This window comes from Streptococcus sp. Marseille-Q5855, from assembly GCF_946901985.1.
GTDB lineage: Bacteria > Bacillota > Bacilli > Lactobacillales > Streptococcaceae > Streptococcus.
Genome location: NZ_CAMPPR010000012.1, coordinates 1 through 2,636, shown reverse-complemented (window position 1 = coordinate 2,636; position 2,636 = coordinate 1). Strand labels below are relative to the sequence as shown.

Here is a 2,636-nt window from a genome sequence, read left to right as displayed (position 1 = left end):
CAAAAACTCTATCATGTTTATCAAGAAATTTTCCACTTGAAAATTTAAAACACTGTTGTCCCGTTTTTACTGCAAATTTCTTGTTATTATTTAAAGGATCCCCAAACATCTCGTTAAATCGGGATTTGCTTTTAAGAGATGAATTTTTGGTGTGAATGCTTGACATTATTTTGATTGACCATGGCATAGGCCAGGGTTGTGTCAATCTTGCTATGACCTAGCAGTTTTTGGACTTGTTCGATAGGCATACCTTTATCAATTGCCTTAGTCGCTAAAGTTCTTCTGAACTTATGTGGGTGAACCTTTTGTATGCCGAGTTTGTCTCCTAACTTTCTTAAGCGAATCTCTACACCAGCAATTCCAAGCCTCTGGACTTTTCCAACTAACGTTACAAAAAGAGCAGGATGACTATCTTTTCTGTCGTTAAGATAGTTTCTTAAATGAATTTTCGTCCGAGCGTCAAAATATACTGGTCTCTCCTTCTTTCCTTTACCAAAGACAACACACTCTCTGTTTTCAAAATCAATATCTGAACGATTCAACTGTACAAGCTCCCCTACACGCATACCTGTCGATGCTAGTAGGTCTATTATTGCCAAATCTCTCAAATTTTCACAGTTATCACGCATAATTTCCAAATGTTCATCAGTATAAGTTTCCTTCACATTTTGCTCAGTCTTAATTTTCTTTATCCGTCGAATGGGATTTTTAATGATATATTCCTCTTGCTCAAGCCAAGCAAAAAAAGAAGACAATATACGCCTAATATTGTCTAAATTTGCCTTACTACAATCCTTTTCAGACTGGTAATTTGCTAAATAACTCCTTAAATCATCTGTTGTGAGTTGTGTCACAGACTCCTTAATACCATTAAACAAGTTTTCAATCGTCCTCTGGTAATAACGAATTGTTTTTGAGCTACAGCCCTCTACCTGTTTGGCAGTGATAAAGAGTTGCAACAGGTTATTATTCGAATACTTCTGCTGCTTTTTTCCGTCTACTAGATGATGTTCTAAACTCTCTCTCAATGCTAGTAATTGTTCATTATTTAAAAGAGGTAACATTTCTTGCATGATAATTGTAACTTTTGATTCCATAATTTTTCACTTTCTTATTCATCAATAAAAAGAGACAATATCAGTTTCTGCATTACAGAATTCTAATATTGTCTGTTCATTTATTTTCTTGTGCTCATTCAAATCCAGCATACTAGGTTACTTTTTGACCTTTTCTCTAACAGAATGTTCAGAAATCCATTTGGAGTAGCTTGTCATTTTTTCATCAGTTAAAGCTTCTACTGCGATGGTTACACACATTTTTACTGCTTCTTCTACCGTTACAGAAAAACGATAGCCGTTTAATTGTAAAAATTTGACCAAAACGAAGAAAGCAGTTCTTTTATTAGCATTAGCAAAAACATGCTTCTTTATCAATTGGACAAATAGTATCGTTGCTTTATCAAAAATTGTTGGATAAAGAGGCTTCCCAAAGACAAATTGTTCTGGTAAGTTCACAATCATATTTAAGGCAGAAGGACTAACTGTTTGAATTTTCTCATTTGGAGAATACCGTTGAATTGCTAAGGCATTTATTTTTTCAATTTGCTTTTCTGTCAAATAGATTGTCATTTTTCCACCAAAGCTTTGAAAACATCGTCGTATTCGTCAAATATTTTATCTAAATTTAAGTCAAAGGCATCATCAGATACATAAGAAACCTGCTGCCCCAATTCTTCAGGAGTAAAGATAATCTCACCACTTGGTAACAATTTCGCTTCGTATTTTACACCACTTGGAATATTAAATTCACTTGGAATCGTAATGGTGATTGAATTACCTTGTTTTCTTGTTTTTACTACCATCTGACTTCCTCCTTTGTTGTATTATAACAAATCATTACCGTAATTACAATGGCAGAATATCAGCCAAAATACTCCTGCATCAGAGATTTCTTCAAAGTTTCAAGCTCTTCCAGAGATTTTTGGATTGCCAATTGTGATTTGTCGACCTGGGCTACAAAGTCTGCGAACTCATTTTGGAGGGAAAGAGGGGGGAGGGGGACTCTAATTTGTAAAAATTTTGATTTCGAAATATTTTTCATACTCCCACTAGTTCCAGAGGCAATTCTCTTAATTTTTAATTTTGTTTTCTCATTTGTAATAAGCTTCCATAAGAAAACTGGATTTACTCGATCATTCAAAATAACCTTCCATAATCTATCTGGCAAATATATATTATCACTATTGATAGTCCAAACATACCCAGCAGCCCCAACTAGTTCAGAAGTGTTCATACGACTAATAATTACATCCCCTATTTCAACTTTATGTTCATCTAAGGGAATATAGTCAATTGGTAAATTTTTTACTTCAGATGAATTAAAATAATCGTACGATACAGCTCCTGTTTTTAATACTTTATTCTTATTATTTTCCTCACCAGCTAAACTTTTACCTGCTCTTAGTTCTTTTATATATGTATCTAAGAATACTGAGTCAGGATACTCTTCGAACATCTCGTTAAATCGGGATTTGCTTTTAAGAGATGAATTTTTGGTGTGAATGCTTGACATTATTTTGATTGACCATGGCATAGGCCAGGGTTGTGTCAATCTTGCTATGACCTAGCAGTTTTTGG

Annotated in this window: 4 protein-coding genes and 2 pseudogenes; all 6 read right to left on the bottom strand. The window is 34.2% G+C overall.

Annotated elements, in window-relative coordinates; genetic code table 11:
• Positions 1-166 (bottom strand): annotated as a pseudogene (locus OC529_RS11715) (restriction endonuclease subunit S); the annotation flags it as partial.
• Positions 132-1,097: a site-specific tyrosine recombinase/integron integrase gene (xerA, locus tag OC529_RS11710; protein WP_023936148.1), complete on the bottom strand. Its 966-nt coding sequence runs from the start codon at positions 1,095-1,097 to the stop codon at positions 132-134. The pseudogene OC529_RS11715 and the gene xerA, both read right to left, overlap by 35 nt.
• Before the next feature lie 117 nt (positions 1,098-1,214).
• Positions 1,215-1,628 (bottom strand): type II toxin-antitoxin system death-on-curing family toxin, encoded by a 414-nt coding sequence (locus OC529_RS11705; protein WP_000158359.1) that lies wholly within the window; start codon positions 1,626-1,628, stop codon positions 1,215-1,217.
• Positions 1,625-1,861: an AbrB family transcriptional regulator gene (locus tag OC529_RS11700; protein ID WP_000260605.1), complete on the bottom strand. Its 237-nt coding sequence runs from the start codon at positions 1,859-1,861 to the stop codon at positions 1,625-1,627. Before OC529_RS11700 ends, OC529_RS11705 begins: the two co-directional genes overlap by 4 nt.
• Before the next feature lie 59 nt (positions 1,862-1,920).
• Positions 1,921-2,544: pseudogene (locus OC529_RS11695) on the bottom strand (restriction endonuclease subunit S); the annotation flags it as partial.
• Positions 2,537-2,636, bottom strand: a 100-nt coding sequence (locus OC529_RS11850) for a hypothetical protein (RefSeq protein ID WP_000302340.1), incomplete at its 5' end; no start/stop codon positions are given. The gene OC529_RS11850 and the pseudogene OC529_RS11695, both read right to left, overlap by 8 nt.